Annotated in this window: 17 protein-coding genes and 2 tRNA genes; all 19 read left to right on the top strand. The window is 30.6% G+C overall.

The annotated features are described in order from the left end of the window. Positions 1-9 precede the first annotated feature (9 nt). Complete coding sequence (xseA, locus tag VJY38_RS01470; protein ID WP_353678893.1) at positions 10-1,209, top strand: exodeoxyribonuclease VII large subunit; 1,200 nt, start codon at positions 10-12, stop codon at positions 1,207-1,209. After that, positions 1,181-1,420, top strand: coding sequence for an exodeoxyribonuclease VII small subunit (locus tag VJY38_RS01465; protein ID WP_353678892.1), 240 nt, complete (start codon positions 1,181-1,183; stop codon positions 1,418-1,420). Before xseA ends, VJY38_RS01465 begins: the two co-directional genes overlap by 29 nt. Beyond that, entirely contained in the window at positions 1,417-3,336 is a 1,920-nt protein-coding gene (dxs, locus tag VJY38_RS01460; protein WP_353678891.1) for a 1-deoxy-D-xylulose-5-phosphate synthase, read from the top strand. The genes VJY38_RS01465 and dxs overlap by 4 nt, the downstream gene beginning before the upstream one ends. Further along, entirely contained in the window at positions 3,336-4,334 is a 999-nt protein-coding gene (locus VJY38_RS01455; RefSeq protein ID WP_353678890.1) for a Gfo/Idh/MocA family protein, read from the top strand. The genes dxs and VJY38_RS01455 overlap by 1 nt, the downstream gene beginning before the upstream one ends. 1 nt (position 4,335) lies before the next feature. Further along, positions 4,336-5,022 (top strand): response regulator transcription factor, encoded by a 687-nt coding sequence (locus tag VJY38_RS01450; protein ID WP_353678889.1) that lies wholly within the window; start codon positions 4,336-4,338, stop codon positions 5,020-5,022. Continuing rightward, positions 5,009-6,037 carry a sensor histidine kinase gene (locus VJY38_RS01445; protein ID WP_353678888.1) on the top strand — a complete coding sequence of 343 codons (1,029 nt, stop codon included), beginning with the start codon at positions 5,009-5,011 and terminating at the stop codon, positions 6,035-6,037. The genes VJY38_RS01450 and VJY38_RS01445 overlap by 14 nt, the downstream gene beginning before the upstream one ends. Positions 6,038-6,058: 21 nt before the next feature. Beyond that, positions 6,059-6,649, top strand: a complete 591-nt coding sequence (locus VJY38_RS01440; RefSeq protein ID WP_353678887.1) for a YdeI/OmpD-associated family protein — start codon at positions 6,059-6,061, stop codon at positions 6,647-6,649. Positions 6,650-6,750: 101 nt separating this feature from the next. Continuing rightward, positions 6,751-6,837, top strand: a tRNA-Leu gene (locus VJY38_RS01435). Positions 6,838-6,914: 77 nt separating this feature from the next. Continuing rightward, a tRNA-Val gene (locus VJY38_RS01430) sits at positions 6,915-6,988 on the top strand. Positions 6,989-7,032: 44 nt separating this feature from the next. Continuing rightward, on the top strand, positions 7,033-8,964 hold the full coding sequence (gene thrS / locus VJY38_RS01425) for a threonine--tRNA ligase (RefSeq protein WP_353678886.1): 1,932 nt from the start codon (positions 7,033-7,035) through the stop codon (positions 8,962-8,964). 11 nt (positions 8,965-8,975) lie between these two features. Beyond that, positions 8,976-9,503 carry a translation initiation factor IF-3 gene (gene infC, locus VJY38_RS01420; RefSeq protein WP_353679928.1) on the top strand — a complete coding sequence of 176 codons (528 nt, stop codon included), beginning with the start codon at positions 8,976-8,978 and terminating at the stop codon, positions 9,501-9,503. Positions 9,504-9,515: 12 nt separating this feature from the next. Next, entirely contained in the window at positions 9,516-9,707 is a 192-nt protein-coding gene (gene rpmI, locus VJY38_RS01415) for a 50S ribosomal protein L35 (RefSeq protein WP_353678885.1), read from the top strand. Between the two features lie 17 nt (positions 9,708-9,724). Next, positions 9,725-10,072 (top strand): 50S ribosomal protein L20, encoded by a 348-nt coding sequence (rplT, locus tag VJY38_RS01410; RefSeq protein ID WP_353678884.1) that lies wholly within the window; start codon positions 9,725-9,727, stop codon positions 10,070-10,072. Between the two features lie 70 nt (positions 10,073-10,142). Beyond that, positions 10,143-11,135 carry a phenylalanine--tRNA ligase subunit alpha gene (pheS, locus tag VJY38_RS01405; RefSeq protein ID WP_353678883.1) on the top strand — a complete coding sequence of 331 codons (993 nt, stop codon included), beginning with the start codon at positions 10,143-10,145 and terminating at the stop codon, positions 11,133-11,135. Positions 11,136-11,144: 9 nt separating this feature from the next. Beyond that, entirely contained in the window at positions 11,145-13,547 is a 2,403-nt protein-coding gene (gene pheT, locus VJY38_RS01400; protein WP_353678882.1) for a phenylalanine--tRNA ligase subunit beta, read from the top strand. After that, positions 13,547-13,861 carry a hypothetical protein gene (locus tag VJY38_RS01395; RefSeq protein WP_353678881.1) on the top strand — a complete coding sequence of 105 codons (315 nt, stop codon included), beginning with the start codon at positions 13,547-13,549 and terminating at the stop codon, positions 13,859-13,861. Before pheT ends, VJY38_RS01395 begins: the two co-directional genes overlap by 1 nt. 30 nt (positions 13,862-13,891) lie before the next feature. Beyond that, positions 13,892-14,191 (top strand): cell division protein ZapA, encoded by a 300-nt coding sequence (gene zapA, locus VJY38_RS01390; RefSeq protein WP_353678880.1) that lies wholly within the window; start codon positions 13,892-13,894, stop codon positions 14,189-14,191. Positions 14,192-14,420: 229 nt separating this feature from the next. Continuing rightward, complete coding sequence (gene rny, locus VJY38_RS01385; RefSeq protein WP_353678879.1) at positions 14,421-15,989, top strand: ribonuclease Y; 1,569 nt, start codon at positions 14,421-14,423, stop codon at positions 15,987-15,989. A gap of 74 nt (positions 15,990-16,063) precedes the next feature. Further along, the gene (gene coaE / locus VJY38_RS01380; RefSeq protein WP_353678878.1) at positions 16,064-16,666 is read left to right on the top strand and encodes a dephospho-CoA kinase; all 603 of its coding nucleotides are present in this window, start codon (positions 16,064-16,066) and stop codon (positions 16,664-16,666) included. Positions 16,667-16,686 lie beyond the last annotated feature (20 nt).

Genomic DNA, 16,686 nt, shown 5'->3' with positions numbered 1-16,686 from the left:
ACTAATTATATGTATGAAAATATTTTATCCGTAAGTGAAATTACAAATCTTATAAAAGTAACACTTGAAGAAAATTTTTCTGAGATAAATGTAATTGGTGAAATATCTAATTTCAAAGCTCATGTATCAGGTCACTGGTATTTTACATTAAAAGATGCCGAAGCTCAGATAAATTGTACAATGTGGCGTGGTTTAAACAATTATGTTTTTTTTACTCCACAGGATGGAATGAAAGTTATAGTTAGTGGAAGGATTACTGTATATCCACCTCGTGGGAATTATCAGATAGATGTTCGCTCTATGAAACCTGCTGGTGTTGGTGAATTACAACTGGCATTTGAAAAATTGAAACAGAAATTAGCAGCCGAGGGTTTATTCGACACTGAACATAAAAAGCCAATTCCCAAATTCCCTAAAAAAATTGGGATTGTTACTGCAATTGATGGTGCAGCACTTCAAGATATGAAAAGCATTGCTTCGAGAAGATATCCACTGGTTGAATTAGTAATTGCACCATGTCGAGTTCAGGGAGAAGGTGCAGCTCAGGAAATTGTTGAAAGTATAAAATTACTTAATCAATATAATGATATTGATGTAATTATTGTTGGTCGTGGTGGTGGTTCGCTTGAGGATTTATGGCCATTTAATGAAGAAATTGTTGCTCGTGCAATTTTTGATTCACAAATACCAATCATAAGTGCAGTTGGTCACGAAATTGATTTTACGATTGCTGATTTTGTTGCAGACCTGAGAGCTCCAACACCTTCAGCTGCAATGGAACTTGCTACTCCAGATATAAATGAGCTCTTTGCCTTTATAAATGATTTTTCATATTATTTCACAGAAAATATGTTTGAAATTATTAAAGACTATCGATATAAAATTAATCAGTTAATTACTTCATATGGATTTCGTTTACCGCAGGATAGAATTAAAAATAAAATTCAATATCTGGATAATATTATTTTTAAATTACAAACATTAATAGATAATAAAATTACATATAACGGAAAGCATCTTGAATTATTAAATAGTAAAATAAATTCTTTTGATGTTAATAATATTCTTAAAAGAGGATTTGCAATTGTTAAACAAAATGAAAAAATAATTCATCGAGCAAAAGAACTATCATTAAATCAACCTGCACATTTACAATTTTATGACGGAGAAATTATAATTAATGAGCAAGAAAAAAGAAAATTCATTTGAGGAATCATTAAAAAGACTTCAAGAAATTTCCGAAATTCTTGAGAGTGGAGAAGTAAGTTTAGAAGAATCCATTAAACTTTATGAAGAGGGAATAAATTTAGCAAAACATTGCTATACAATTTTGAAAGAAGCTGAGCTTAAAGTAACAGAATTAAAAAAACAATTTGAAGCTGACTTAAAAAATAATATTCAAAATGGAAATGAATTATGATTGATCAATCTCAGTATAAAATTCTTTTTAATGTAAATACCCCGGCTGATATTAGAAATCTTACGATAGAAGAATTAAAAATTCTTTGCAGTGAGATTCGCCAGTATATGATTGATGTAATTTCTCAAATTGGTGGTCATTTTGGTGGTGGACTTGGTGCTGTTGAATTAACTGTTGCATTACATCGTGTATTTAATACACCATACGATCAGCTAATATGGGATACAGGTCATCAAGCATATCCTCATAAAATTATTACAGGAAGAAGAGAGCAACTCAAAACAATTAGACAACTGAATGGAATAAGTGGATTTTTAAAGAGAACTGAAAGTGAATACGATGTTTTTGGTGCTGGTCATGCTTCAACTTCAATTTCAGCTGCACTTGGAATTGCTGTAGCACGAGATATTTTAAAAACAGATCGAAAAGTTATTGCTGTAATTGGCGATGGAGCTATGACAGGTGGAATGGCTTATGAAGCAATGAATAATTCGGGATTAATTAAAAGTAATTTAATTGTTGTCTTGAATGATAATCAGATGTCAATTGCTCCAAATAAATGGCAATTATCAAACTATTTTACAGAAGTGATTTCACATCCTGAGTTTAATAAATTAAAAGGAGCAATCTGGGATTTAACTGGTAAATTAGACCACTTTGGAGATAGAATAAGAAAAGTAGCTGTTAGAATTGAACATGGGATTAAAGCTATAGTTACACCAGGGATGTTATTCGAAGCACTTGGCTTTAGATATTTTGGACCTATTAATGGACATAATATTGTCCAGCTGATTAAAATCTTTGAGCATGTAAAAAAACTTAATGGACCTATTTTAGTACATGTTCTTACAGAAAAAGGGAAGGGATACGAACCAGCAGAAAAACATAATCAGCGATTACATGCAGCAATACCTTTCGATAAAATTACTGGACAGGTTATTCAAAAAACTACTGCTCCTCCTTCTTATACTGAAATTTTTGGAAAAGCTCTTGTTCAAATTGCTAAACAATATTCAAATGTAGTTGGTATTACTGCTGCTATGCCAGATGGTACCGGTCTTGATTATTTGCAAAAAGAATTTCCAGAAAGATATTTTGATGTTGGAATAGCAGAAGAACATGCAGTTACTTTTGCAGCAGGCTTAGCTACTCAAGGGATTATTCCTGTTGTTGCAATATATTCAACATTTTTACAAAGAGCTTTTGATCAAATTATTCATGATGTTGCTCTGCAAAATCTTCATGTTGTTTTTGTACTTGATCGTGCAGGATTGGTTGGTGCAGACGGACCAACACATCACGGTGCTTTTGATTTATCATATTTAAGATTAATTCCTAACATGGTAATTATGGCTCCAAAAGATGAAGCTGAACTCAGAAATATGTTATTTACTGCTATCAATTATAAAAAAGGTCCAATTGCTTTAAGATATCCAAGAGGATCGGCTCTGGGTGTTAAATTAAGTGATGATTTTGAAAATATTCCGATTGGTAAAAGCGAAACTATTTTAAATGGTAATGATGTTGCATTTCTGGCAGTCGGTAATATGGTTCAATATGCTAAAGAAGCTTCTCAACTCTTAGCTGAACATGGAATTTTTTCTGAAATTGTTAATATGAGATTTATAAAACCACTCGATCAAGAAAAACTCGATGATATTGCTAATCGGTTTGATAAAATTGTTACACTCGAAGAAAATACTTTGATTGGTGGTTTTGGTTCTGGTGTACTGGAATATTTTGCACAAAAAAATTATAAGAATGATATATTAAGAATTGGACTTCCTGATAATTTTGTTGAACATGGTACACAAAAACAATTACATCATCTATTGGGTATTGATCCTGAAGGAATTACAAATCAAGTATTAAAATTTATTGATAAAAAAATAATTAAAAATGGAATTGTAGCTTAATGGATAAAACTCGTATTGGAATTATCGGTCTTGGTAGCATAGCTCAACTTGTACATCTTCCAATTTTATCAAGATTGGAGAATGTTGATCTTGTTGCTTTATCTGAAATCAATAAAAATAGATTAAGAACAATAGGCGAAAGATTTCCTTCTGCATCAAAATATCAAGACTATAAAGAAATGATATCAAATGAAAATTTAGATGCAGTTGTTATAGCCACTCCTACAGATACACATCATGAAATAGCACTTAATTGCTTAAAAGCTAATATAAATGTTTTAATAGAAAAACCAATTACAATAAATTATGATGAAGCTCGTGAAATTAATGCGGTTGCAAAAAAGCATAAAAAAATTGCTATGGTTGGAATGAATTTAAGATTTAGACCAGATGCCATGCTAACGAAAAGCATAATAAATAGTGGCGAACTGGGAGATTTATTCTTTATTAAATGTAGCTGGTTAAGGGAAAAAAGTAGTAATCAAAAATGGTTTATAAATAAGAAACAATCTGGTGGAGGTGTAATTATTGATCTCGGAATAGTTTTGCTTGATTTAGCATTATGGATGTTTGATGATGAAAAAATTGAATCTGTTTCTGTTCAAAAATATAATCATACATTGAAAGATATTGAAGAATCTGCAATAGGTTTAATAAGATTTGAAGATGGAAAGATTATTACATTTGAAGTAAGTTGGGAATTACATTCAGAATCCGATAGCTTCTCGATGTCCATACATGGTACAAAAGGTACAGCGCATTTAAATCCACTCAGAATTTATAAAAAAATGGAATCTGGATATATTGATTATACACCTTCGAAAACCAGTACATCTAATCTCTATAGAAAATCTTATGAAAATGAATTAAAACATTTTATTGGTGCCATAAGAGAAAATATACAACTTATCTCATCAAGCGAAGAATCATTAATAAGAATGAAATTACTCGAAGCTATATATAAATCAGCAAAAGCTTGTAAAGAAATAAGAGTATAACATGGCAAAAATTCTTTTAGTAGATGATGAAAAAGATATAATTGAATTTCTCAAGTATAATCTTGAAGCAGAAGGCTATGAAGTAATTACTGCCTATAATGGCATGGAAGCTTTATCAAAGTTATCAGAAAATCCAGATTTGATCGTACTCGATATAATGATGCCACAACTTGATGGATATGAAACATGTAAAAGAATAAGAAGCGATAAAAATCATACAACAACACCAATAATTTTTTTAACAGCAAAATCTTCTGAAATAGATGAAATTCATGGCTTAAATATTGGAGCAGATGATTATATAAGAAAACCAATCTCTCCAAGAAAATTAATTGCAAGAATAAAATCCAATCTTCGAAAAGTTGAAATAAATAGAAATTCTACAGGTGAAATATCAATAGGTCCATTAAAAATTAATCGTAATGAGTATACAGTTTATGTTGATAATAAAAAAATAATATTACCACGAAAAGAATTTGAAATACTTGCACATCTGGCATCTAATCCCGGTACCGTATTTACAAGAGAAAAAATATTAAGTGATATCTGGGGAAACGATATCATAGTTGTAGAAAGAACGATTGATGTACACGTAAGAAAAATTAGAGAAAAATTAGGTAAATATGCCGACTTAATTGAAACAATTAAAGGGGTGGGATATCGATTTAAAAATATTGAAAAACATTAGATACGAAATTTCTTACATTAAAAATTATATTTTCCCATTTATTATCTCTAATCTGCTATTTTTATTTATTGCCTACTTTACAGATCTTAATATCACTCAAATTTTGCTTATAATTTTTCTAATAGTAATTACTTTTATTTTGATGATATACTTTTCATTTAGAAAAAGAGAGCAGGATTTTAGGATTATTATCAACACAATAAAATCAATTCGCAAAAATCAATTTAACTCTCCTGATGAAATTAGACTTCCCGAAGATCTGTTTCAAATAGAAAAAGAGATTCATAAGATGTACAGAAAAATTGAGAATGATATTAGTCATTTAAAAAAATTAGAAAAGATAAGAACAGAGTTTTTGGGGAATGTATCGCACGAACTGAGAACACCCATATTTGCAATTCAGGGATACATAGAAACTTTATTAAATGGGGCAATAGATGATAAAAAAGTTAATCGTACATTTTTAGAAAAAGCAAATCAACATGTTAATAATCTAAATAACTTATTAAATGATTTGATTGATATTTCAATGATTGAATCAAAACAAATGAGAATGAGTTTAAGATTTTTTAAGATTGCACCATTTCTCGAAAATATTGTTTATGAATTTAAACCTTATGCAGAAAAGAAAAATCTTGAATTAGTTTTACTCCCTTTTAATAATAATATTGAAGTTTATGGAGATAAAGAAAGATTAAAACAAGTAATGAACAACTTGATTACGAATGCCATTAAGTATACTGAAACTGGAAAAGTGGAAATTGGTGTAGTTGAGTTTAATAAGAGTGTTAAAATTTTTGTGAAAGATACCGGAATAGGTATACCCGAAAAAGATTTAGATAGAATATTTGAAAGATTTTATCGTGTAGATAAAAATAGATCAAGAGAAATGGGTGGGACTGGATTGGGACTTGCAATTGTTAAACATATTATTGAAGCTCACAATTCAAAAGTAGAAGTTAAAAGTCAACCTGGCAAAGGAAGTGAATTCTCTTTTGTGCTTAAAAAACTTTAATAATTATCCAGGATTATAACAATGAAAAAATTAATTGAAGATTATATTGCAGATTTTCCTGAATGGAAAACTGTTCTTTATAAATTACTAAGCATTACAAAAAAATTGCTTATGAAACCCGTTATAAAATGGGGCATACCAGTATTTGTCTATGAGAATAAAAATATAGCAGGTTTTGCAGTATTTAAAAATTATGCGGCAATATGGTTTTATCAAGGGGCATTATTAAAAGATAATTATAAAAAATTAGTAAATGCACAGGAAGGTAAAACCAGAGCATTACGCCAGTTGAGATTTTCATCACCGGAAGATTTCAAAGAAAATGAGAAAATTCTTATAGAGTATCTCAAAGAATCAATTGAAAATCAAAAAAAGGGAAATGTAATTAAACCAGCTAAAAAAGAACTAATAATTCCTCAAGAATTAAAAAGTGCACTTCAGAAAGATTTGGAACTTAAAGATGCATTTGAAAAGTTGTCTTTTTCTTGTAAAAGAGAGTATTCAGAATATGTAGCAGAAGCAAAAAAAGAAGAAACGAGATTAAAAAGACTTCAAAAAATAATACCAATGATTTTGGAGCGAAAAGGTCTTAATGATAAATATAGGAAATAAAGTAATTTTTAAATTTCTAACTAAAATAACTTATTGCAAAGAATTGAAAAAAAAGATTATATTTGCACACATTTAATAAATATTGTTCTCAATTTATTGTTGCCGGGGTGGCGGAATTGGTAGACGCACAGGACTTAAAATCCTGTGGGTGTTATACACCCGTGCCGGTTCGAGTCCGGCCCTCGGTACAGAATTATTGATATTTTATCAATTTCTCAAAAGGGAATTATAGGATTTTAAACAATAATGACTATATAATATCTATGGGTTCTTAGCTCAGTTGGCTAGAGCGTCTGCTTGACGTGCAGAAGGTCATAGGTTCGAGTCCTATAGAACCCACATCATCCGGAGTTATCTCCGTTTTTTTTTATTAAGGAATAAGTATGGAAACTATTAAAATAAAATTTCCTGATGGCTCTATAAAGGAATTTCATAAAGGTATTACACCTCTTGAAATTGCTCAAAGTATTTCACCTCGACTTGCTGAAGAAGCTCTCGTAGCAAAAATTAATGGAACTGTTAAAGATCTTTCAACAAAAATAAACGATGATTCTGAAATTTCTATTTTAACATTTGAAGATAAAGAAGGAAAAGAAACTTACTGGCATTCTACTTCTCATTTAATGGCTCATGCTGTTCAATCTCTTTTCCCTGAAGCTAAATTTGGTGTAGGACCAGCTATAGATTCTGGTTTTTATTATGATATCGATATTAATACAAAGCTAAGCGAAGAAGATTTAAACAAAATCGAAAACAAGATGCTTGAAATTGCTAAGCAAAATAATTCATACATTAGAAAAGAATTGAGTAAAAAAGAAGCAATCGAATTATTCGAAAAGAAGGGAGATAATTATAAACTTGAAATCTTAAGTGAACTGGATGATTCAAAAGATGTAATAAGTATTTATGAAGAAGGAGATTTTATTGATTTATGTACAGGTCCACATTTACCAAGCACAGGAAAAATTAAATATATAAAATTACTTAGTGTATCAGGCTCTTACTGGAGAGGTGATGAAAAGAACAAGCAACTTCAGAGAATTTATGGTATCTCTTTCCCAAAGAAAAAAATGCTGGATGATTATTTATTATTCCTCGAAGAAGCCAAAAAGCGTGATCATAGAAAATTAGGTAAACAACTTGATTTATTTAGCATTCACGAAGAAGCTGGAGCTGGTCTAATTTACTGGCATCCTAAAGGATCCAGAATTAGAAATACAATAGAAACATTCTGGAGAGCACAGCATATTAAAAATGGTTACGACCTTCTTTATTCACCACATATGGGGAAAAGCTGGTTATGGGAAACTAGTGGACATCTTTCGTTCTATAAAGAGAACATGTATGCCCCAATGAATATAGATGAACAGGATTATTACATTAAACCAATGAACTGCCCATTTCACATTATGATTTATAAATCTAAACTTCGTTCATATAGAGAACTTCCATTAAGATGGGCAGAATTAGGTACGGTTTATCGTTATGAGAAGAGTGGAGTACTTCATGGTTTATTAAGAGTAAGAGGTTTTACACAGGATGATGCACATATTTTTTGTACTCATGAACAAATTGAAGATGAAGTTGTTGAAGTTGTTCGCTTTTCCATTTTTATGTTAAAGTCATTTGGATTCAGTGATTTAAAATTTTATATAGCAACAAAGCCAGAAGATGCAATTGGTGATGATGAACTCTGGAATAAAGCTACCAATTCACTTAAACATGCTCTTGAAAGAGAAAATTTATCTTATGAAATTGATGAAGGTGGCGGAGCTTTCTATGGCCCTAAAATAGATATTAAAATAAATGATGCTCTAAACAGACAATGGCAATTGAGTACTGTTCAATTCGATTTTAATTTACCTGAACGCTTTGAAATGAAATACATTGGCGAGGATGGAAAAGAACATAGACCATTTATGGTACATCGTGCTTTACTTGGTTCGATTGAAAGATTTATGGGAATTTTAATCGAACATTATGCAGGTGATTTCCCAACCTGGCTTGCACCGGTTCAGGTGGCTGTTGTTCCGGTATCTCAAAATTATCTTGATTATGCAACAGAAATATACAAACAATTGAAAGATTTAGATATTTTTGTAGAGCTCGATGAAAGAAATGAGAAGATTGGATATAAAATTAGAGATTGGGAAACTCAAAAAGTGCCTTATATGTTAATAGTTGGAGAAAAAGAAAAAAATTCTGGCACAGTTTCAGTTCGCCAGCATAAAGTTGGTGATAAAGGAAGTTTATCATTAAAAGAATTTATTGATTTAATTCAGTACGAAATAAAAAATAGAATAAATCACAAATAAAGAGGTAATATATTACACAAACAAAACATCGTGTTAATCAGGAAATTAAATCTCCAGAAGTAAGATTAATTGGAGCTAATGGAGAGCAGATTGGCATAGTTAGTATTAAGGAAGCTTTATTAAAAGCTGAAGAAGCTGGTATGGATTTAGTTGAAATTGCACCACAAGCTAATCCACCAGTTTGTAAAATTATTGATTACGGTAAATTTGTCTACGAACTACAAAAAAAAGAAAAGTTACAAAAGAAAAAACAACAGGTTAGCGTTCTTAAAGAGATAAGGTTGCATCCAAATACCGATACTCATGATTTTGATTTTAAAGCTCGTCATGCAGCAAATTTTATTGAAGAAGGAAATAAAGTAAAAGTTTCTGTTATATTTAAAGGTAGAGAATTAGCATATACAGAAATTGGCGAAGAACTTTTGAAAAGATTTATCGAAAGATTATCTGATATTGCAAAAGTTGAACAGGAACCAAAGTTTGAAGGCAGAGCGATGCATGCCATATTAGCACCGCAAAAAGGTAAAAAGAAAAAATAGATAGGTGAGACAATGCCAAAAATGAAAAGTAATCGTGGTGCCACTAAAACTTTTAGAGTTACTGGCACTGGAAAAATTAAAAGAAATAAAGCATACAAATCACATATTCTTACTACTAAATCCAGAAAAAGAAAAAGAAATTTAAGAAAAGCAACTCTTGTTTCTAAAGCTGATTTGAAAAGAGTTAAAATAATGATTCAATAAATTAGTGAGGAATTGAAATGCCACGTTCAGTAAATCATGTAGCTTCTAAAAAAAGAAGAAAAAAAGTACTTAAATTAGCTAAAGGTTATTGGGGAGCTCGCAGTAAAGTTCTTACTGTAGCAAAACATCATGTCGAAAAAGCTTTACTTCATGCATACAGAGATAGAAAAGCTAAAAAAAGAGAATTCCGTTCTCTATGGATTGTAAGAATTAATGCAGCTGCAAGAGAAAATGGTACTACTTATTCTCGTTTAATTGGTGCACTTAATAAAAAAGGAATTAGTATCAATAGAAAAATTCTTGCAAGCCTTGCAGTTGAAAATCCAAAAGCTTTCTCTGATGTAGTAAAATTTGCCATGAACTAATTTTTTTCCCTTCCTTACTTTTCTATGTGCTGATAAGGAAGGGAATTATTTTAAATACTCGGGATTTATTATGATCGATAAAATATCTCAAACCCGAACTGATTTTGATAATGATTTAAATAAAATCTCTAATCTTCAATCACTTGAAGAATTTCGTATCAAGTATCTAAGTCGTAAAGGAATAATACCACAACTTTTCGATGCATTTAAAGAAATTTCAAAAGAAGAAAAAAGAATTGTTGGCCAGGCTCTCAATGAATTAAAAAATTATGCTCAAGCAAAATATGAAGAACTAAAATCAAAATTAGAAGCTGAAGAAAAAACTAAAAAAGAATTATCGCTTGATGTTACACTCCCAGGAAGAATTAAAACTCTAGGAAGCAAACATTTAATTACTCAAACACTTGATGAAATTAAATCAATATTTAAAAGTCTTGGATTCTCTGTTTACGAAGGACCTGAATTAGAATCTGATTATAATAATTTCGAAGCATTAAACTTTCCCGCAGATCATCCTGCAAGAGATATGCAGGATACATTTTTTATTAATCAAAATTTTCTTCTAAGAACACATACTTCACCTGTTCAAATTAGATTAATGAAAGAAAAGAAACCTCCTATTCGAGCTATAATGCCAGGTAAAGTTTATCGTAATGAAGTAATAAGTGCAAAAAGTTATTGTTTGTTTCATCAGGTTGAAGGCTTATATGTTGATAAAGATGTTACATTTGCAGAACTGAAAGGAACTCTTGTTGCCTTTCTTAAACAATTTTTTGGTAAAGATGTAAGATATCGCTTTCGTGCAAGTTTCTTCCCATTTACAGAACCAAGTGCAGAAATGGATGTATGGTGGCAACCTAAGGGAAAAGAAGGAAGATGGCTCGAAGTTCTTGGTTGTGGTATGGTCGATCCAAATGTTTTAATTAATGTAGGTATCGATCCAGAAGAATATGTAGGTTATGCATTTGGTATGGGAATCGAAAGAACTGCTATGAGAAAATATGGCATCGATGATATAAGAATTCTTTTTGATAGCGATATACGATTTCTTACGCAATTCTAAAGGTGAATTATGAAAATTTCTCTTAACTGGCTTAATGATTATATTGATTTGAAAGATATTTCAATTGATGAAATAGTTGAAAGATTAACTTTAGCGGGACTTGAAGTTGAAGAAATAATTGATCAATCAAAAAATTTCCAGAATATAGTTGTTGGTTATGTAAAAGAAAAAAGAAAACATCCAAATGCCGATAAACTTTCTGTTTGTATTGTTTCAGATGGTACAAGGGAATATAATGTAGTTTGTGGTGCACCAAATGTTCAGGAAGGTCAGAAAGTTCCTTTTGCAAAAGTAGGAGCAAAAATTCCTTTCAATGGTTTGAAACTGGAAAAAACAAAAATACGTGGTGAATTATCTGAAGGAATGATTTGTTCTGAAAAAGAGTTGGGAATTAGTGAAAATCATGATGGAATAATGGTACTTAATTCTGAATTGAAAGAAGGAACACCACTTGCAGATGCTCTGGGAATGAATGATATAATACTTGATATTGCAATTACACCAAATCGAGCTGATGCTTTAAGTCATATTGGTATAGCAAGAGATCTATCTGCAATTTTTGATAGGCCAGTAAAATTACCAGAAGTTAGATTAAAAGAATCAAATTTTAAATCTGAAGAGATTGCTTCAGTTGAAATTGTTGATGTGGTTAACTGTCCAAGATATATTGGAAAAGTTGTTCTGAATGTTGAAATAAAAGAATCACCTGAATGGTTAAAGAATAGATTAAAAAGTGTAGGCTTAAGACCAATCAATAATGTTGTTGATGTAACTAATTACGTTCTTTATGAAATTGGTCAACCACTGCATGCTTTCGATTTAGACAATCTAAGTGAAAGAAAAATTATAGTTAAATGTGCCAGCGATGGAGAAAAATTTGTAACACTTGATTCAAAAGAAAGAGAACTCACATCAAAAGATTTAATGATATGCGATGCACACAAACCTGTTGCAATAGCTGGAATAATGGGTGGTGAAAATTCAGAAGTAACATCATCAACAAAAAATATCTTAATTGAAAGTGCATTTTTTAATCCTTCTTCAATAAGAAAAACAGCAAAAAGATTGGGACTTCAGACCGATGCATCTTATCGATTTGAAAGAGGAACTGATTATGATATAACAGTATGGGCAGCACGAAGAGCAGCACAACTCATTTATGAAATTGCAGGTGGCGAAGTTGCAAAATCTGAAATTGATGTTTATCCTGCTCCTTTTCCCAAGAAATCTGTTGAATTGCGATATAGTAGAATTAAAAAAATATTAGGTTATGAAATACCAGAAGAAAAAGTAAAAAAGATTTTTATAAATCTGGGTTTTGAAATTAAGAAAGAAGATGATACAAAAATATCACTTATAATCCCTTCATATCGTCATGATATTGATAGAGAAATTGATTTAATTGAAGAAGTTGCGAGAATTTATGGTTATGATAAGATACCAGAAGTAGATAAAATTTCGGTAACACTTGAAGAAAAAATAGACCAGACTTATTTTAATGATGAAGTAAGAAACATCTTAATTTCTTTAGGCTTTTTTGAAATTGTCACAAATTCTTTGTTGAGAGAAGATATAGCAAAAAGATTTGGAAAACCAATTAGTGTATTGAATCCACAAAGTATTGAAATGACTCATTTGAGACCTTCTTTGTTGCCAGGAATGTTACAGGCTGTATTAAACAATCTAAAAGTTAATGAAAAAAATCTTAAGTTATTTGAGATTGGAAAAGTATTTGAAAGAAAACACGATAACGAAATTAAAAGCTTTGATGATTTCTATGAAAAAGAAAGTTTAATTATTGCAATCACAGGTAATGCTGTCGAAAGGGAATGGTATGAAAAAGATAGACAATATGATATTTATGATTTAAAAGGTTATGTTCAATCATTTCTTTTAAAATTATTATCTTTATCTAATATAGAAATAAAAAAAGTTACTGATACAAATGAATTTGATTTGGCAATACAACTAAAATATAATGAAACAATACTTGGACAGGGTGGAATTATAAAAAATGAATTATTAAAATTATTCGATATTGATCAGAATGTACTGGCATTTATATTTGATCTGGATTTAATTAAATCTATTCAAATTCCCAAAAAAGAATTTAAAGAATTATTAAAGTATCCAAAAGTATATCGTGATTTTGCATTTATATTTGATGAAACAGTAGAAGCAGAAAGTGTAATTGAAATTATTAAAAAATCAAGTTCTAAGTTGTTGCATCATATTAAGTTATTTGATATTTTCCAAAGTGAAAGTTTAGGTAAAGGTAAAAAGAGTCTTGCGTTCCAGTTAGAGTATTATGATGAGAATAGAACTTTAACTGAGGAAGAAGTTGATAAAGATTTCTGGAATGCAATAAAAACGGTAGAAGAAAAATTTAATGCAAAATTAAGAGGCATTTAGTGGCAGAAGTTACAAAATATGATATGTTTTTAGAAGAACTGAATGCACTCGAAAAAGATATTTATTATTTCATTCAAAAAGGGAATGAAATAATTGAAGCTAATCAAGCATTAAATAATAGGATTGTTCAATTAGAAAAGGAAAATGAAATATTAAAAAAGAGATTAGCTGAGATTGAAAATAAATTATCTAAGTCAAATATTAGTCAAGATAATTTATTTAGTTTAGAAAAAATCAGTATTGAAGAAAGAGAATCATTAAAAAACAAAATAAGCGAATTGATAGCAAAAATTGACTATCATTTGCGTTCTTAAAATATTGTCTGATGATGGAAAAGACATAAAATGGGCGAAAAAAAGAAGCTTAAAGTAAAAATATTTGATAAAGAATATTCGTTACTTGTAGAAAATCAAGAAATTGCAGCTGAACTTGCTGAGTATGTAAATACAATAATGGAAGAAACAAGAGAAGAATTACCAGAGCAACCAAAAGATACAATTGCAATAATTGCAGCATTAAATATTGCATATGATTTATTTGTGGAAAGGAATAAGTATCGAGAGTTCAGTATACAGGCAACAGATAAAGTAAAAAGAATTAGGCTTCTTTTGGACGAATCCAATTTTATGTCCTCTCCATCATAAAAAAGTTTCCGCACTGCCGACCCATACAAAAGAACTAACAGTAAGAAATAATAGGGTGATTGGCTCGCGGCGTGTATTACAGGCCTCAACCGCCTTTTTGGCGGTCTCCCGTTAAACGGGGGCAGTGGAAGTAAAAAGCGTCGGGCAATTACCCACATTGTATAAAAAAGGGTTCTTTGTTTGATGGTGTCGGCAGTGGCGGTATTAATTTTCTTATAATGGAGGATTTATGCAGTTGGAAATGTATATGGTAGTTCTTATAACCTCTGTAACTGCTTTGGTTTCGTTCTTGCTGGGTTGGTTTATTAATTCTAAAATCGGCAGGAATAATATAGCTGTTGCAAAAGAAAAGGCTCAAAAAATTATTGAAGAAGCTGAAAAAGAAGCTAAACATATAAAAAGGGAAAAACTTCTCGAAGTAAAAGATGAATGGTTAAAGAAAAAACAGGAATTTGATAACGAAGTAAATACAAAACGTCAGAAACTTCAAACATACGAGAAGCAGCTTGAAACTCGAGAAGAAAACCTTGAAAAAAAATATGACATCGTAGTTCAAAAGGAAAAAACACTTAAAGAACTCGAGAAACAACTTCAGCTTCAGAAAGAAGAACTTGATAGAAAAAATCTCGAATTAGAAAAATTAATTGAAGAACAAAATAATCGCCTCGAAAAAATTGCTGGCTTTACATCTGAAGAAGCTAAAAAAATGCTTATGGAAAATATGATTAATCAAGCTAAAGCTGATGCTGCTCAGATGATTAAAGAAATTCGTGAACAAGCAAAACTCGAGGCGAAAAAAGAAGCTCAAAAAATTATTGTTCAGGCTATTCAAAGAACAGCTGTCGATCATTCTGTTGAAACAACAGTTTCTGTTGTTCAAATTCAAAATGATGAAATGAAAGGAAGAATAATTGGAAGAGAGGGCAGAAACATTCGTGCCTTCGAAGCAGCTACTGGTGTAGATGTTATAGTCGACGATACACCAGAAGCCGTTATACTTTCTGCTTTTGACCAATTTCGTAGAGAAGTAGCAAGAATAGCTCTTGAACGATTAATTGCCGATGGTAGAATTCATCCAGCAAGAATCGAAGAAGTAGTTGCAAAGGTTGAACAAGAACTCGATGAAGAAATTCAAAGGGAAGGCGAAAATACTTTAATTCAACTTGGATTACATGGCGTACATCCAGAATTAGTTAAACATATTGGCAAAATGAAATATCGTTCCAGCTATGGACAGAATTTATTACAACATAGCATTGAAGTTGCTTATCTTACAGGTATAATGGCTGCTGAACTTGGTTTGGATGTTAATCTTGCAAAAAGAGCAGGATTGTTACATGATATTGGTAAAACAATTGATAGAGATGTTGAAGGACCACATGCATTATTGGGTTACGAATTAACAAAGAAATATAATGAACATCCTATTGTTGTTAATGCGGTCGGAAGTCATCATGAAGATATTGAAATGGAACACCCGATTGCAGCTTTGGTTCAGGCAGCAGATGCAATAAGTGGCGCTCGTCCAGGTGCAAGAAGAGAACCACTTGAGAGTTATATTAAAAGACTTGAAAATCTCGAAGCCCTTGCTAAATCTTTTGAAGGAGTAGCAAAAACTTATGCTATTCAAGCTGGTAGAGAAATTAGAGTTGTTGTTGAACCAGATAAAGTAGATGATGTACTGGCAGATCGATTATCTTATGAAATAGCTCAAAAAATTCAGGAAGAAATGGAATATCCTGGACAGATTAAAGTTACTGTTATTCGTGAAGTTAGAAAAATAGCTTACGCAAAATAAATTTTAGACTGTGTTTAATTACTATATTAAATAATTCTTGTTATGTTTGTAATTAAACACAGTCTTTTTTTCTTATGAAAGATAAACTACTTATAGCAATTACAGGGGGAATTGGTTCGGGCAAATCTATTGTAAGTTCTATTATTGAATCTCAGGGCTATTGTGTTTTAAAGTCAGATTCGATTGCTAAAAAAATAATGCTTGAAGACAATGAAATTAAACAAGAAATAATAAAATATTTTGGTACTCAATCTTATATTAATAATCAACTTAACACAGAATATTTATCAGAAAAAGTTTTTTCATCAAAAGAAAATCTTGAAAAAATAAATTCAATAGTACACCCAAAAACTATTAAGAAAACTTTAGAACTGGCAGAAAAAGAGTTTCAAAAGTCAAAATATGTTTTTGTAGAATCAGCTCTAATTTACGAAGCAAAAATTGAAAAGTACTTTGATTATATTATTTTAATTTACTCTGATGAACAATCCCGTATTAGAAGAGTAATGGAAAGAGATAAAATACCTGAAGATAAAATTCGTCAAAGAATGAATTTTCAAATTCCTGATGAGAAGAAAAAAGCTCGAGCAGATTTTGTAATTGAAAATAATCACGATCTGGTAGAATTAGAAAAAAAGGTTCTTTTTGTTTTGAACTTGATAAAGTTTCTTAAGTAGTACTAAGTGAAAATTATAAA

This window comes from Rosettibacter firmus, from assembly GCF_036860695.1.
Classification (GTDB): domain Bacteria; phylum Bacteroidota; class Ignavibacteria; order Ignavibacteriales; family Melioribacteraceae; genus Rosettibacter; species Rosettibacter firmus.
Note: the sequence above shows the minus strand (reverse complement) of the source record. Positions and strands in the feature narration are given on the sequence as shown.

Coding starts and splice junctions, on each gene's coding strand:
- xseA (WP_353678893.1), top strand. CDS start 10: ATGTATGAAAATATTTTATCCGTAAGTGAAATTACAAATCTTATAAAA.
- VJY38_RS01465 (WP_353678892.1), top strand. CDS start 1,181: ATGAGCAAGAAAAAAGAAAATTCATTTGAGGAATCATTAAAAAGACTT.
- dxs (WP_353678891.1), top strand. CDS start 1,417: ATGATTGATCAATCTCAGTATAAAATTCTTTTTAATGTAAATACCCCG.
- VJY38_RS01455 (WP_353678890.1), top strand. CDS start 3,336: ATGGATAAAACTCGTATTGGAATTATCGGTCTTGGTAGCATAGCTCAA.
- VJY38_RS01450 (WP_353678889.1), top strand. CDS start 4,336: ATGGCAAAAATTCTTTTAGTAGATGATGAAAAAGATATAATTGAATTT.
- VJY38_RS01440 (WP_353678887.1), top strand. CDS start 6,059: ATGAAAAAATTAATTGAAGATTATATTGCAGATTTTCCTGAATGGAAA.
- thrS (WP_353678886.1), top strand. CDS start 7,033: ATGGAAACTATTAAAATAAAATTTCCTGATGGCTCTATAAAGGAATTT.
- rpmI (WP_353678885.1), top strand. CDS start 9,516: ATGCCAAAAATGAAAAGTAATCGTGGTGCCACTAAAACTTTTAGAGTT.
- rplT (WP_353678884.1), top strand. CDS start 9,725: ATGCCACGTTCAGTAAATCATGTAGCTTCTAAAAAAAGAAGAAAAAAA.
- pheS (WP_353678883.1), top strand. CDS start 10,143: ATGATCGATAAAATATCTCAAACCCGAACTGATTTTGATAATGATTTA.
- pheT (WP_353678882.1), top strand. CDS start 11,145: ATGAAAATTTCTCTTAACTGGCTTAATGATTATATTGATTTGAAAGAT.
- zapA (WP_353678880.1), top strand. CDS start 13,892: ATGGGCGAAAAAAAGAAGCTTAAAGTAAAAATATTTGATAAAGAATAT.
- rny (WP_353678879.1), top strand. CDS start 14,421: ATGCAGTTGGAAATGTATATGGTAGTTCTTATAACCTCTGTAACTGCT.
- coaE (WP_353678878.1), top strand. CDS start 16,064: ATGAAAGATAAACTACTTATAGCAATTACAGGGGGAATTGGTTCGGGC.